This is a genomic window from Vibrio sp. 811, assembly GCF_033339195.1.
In genome coordinates this window covers 1-636 of the sequence record NZ_JAWOUB010000526.1, presented here as the reverse complement: position 1 = coordinate 636, position 636 = coordinate 1, and the positions used below count along the sequence as shown (strand labels likewise).

The following is a 636-nucleotide window of genomic DNA, read 5'->3' as shown; positions in this document are numbered from 1 at the left end:
ACACGTCTTCTGTAGCGACATTGCCAGATGCACCATGCGCGTATGGACACCCTCCCAATCCTGCGACACTGCTGTCTACCGTGGTGATGCCCATGCTTAAGGCTTGGTAGATATTTGCCAGCGCTTGTCCCCATTTATCATGAAAGTGTACGGCTAAACGTTGGCTTGGAATGCTCGCTAGCACCGATTCCAGCATTTCTTTTACACGATTAGGCGTACCGGTTCCGATCGTGTCGCCCAAGGACACCTCGTAGCATCCCAACTCGATCAACGCTTGCGATATGTTGGCCACTTGTGTTGGAGATGTCGCCCCATCGTAAGGGCAATCGACGACGCACGACAGATATCCACGAACTGGAACATGTTACTTATCGGCCTGAACCATTAATGGCTCGAAGCGTTTCAAGCTCTCTGTAATTGAACAGTTGATATTATGCTGGCAAAAGCCTTCTGAAGCCGAAGTGAAAATGGCGACCTGATTGGCGCCAGCATCTAAGGCTTGCTCTAACCCTTGGAGGTTAGGGGTGAGTGCCGAGTAAGTCACCGAGGCTCTTCGCGTGATATTTTGCATGACTTCTTTGGAATCTGCCATTTGCGGAACCCATTTGGGTGAGACAAATGATCCGGCTTCGATGT

The 636-nt window shown here is 50.5% G+C and carries 1 pseudogene; it reads right to left on the bottom strand.

Annotated features, from left to right (window positions below):
- Positions 1 to 636 (bottom strand): annotated as a pseudogene (locus R7Q46_RS27885) (hydroxymethylglutaryl-CoA lyase); the annotation flags it as partial.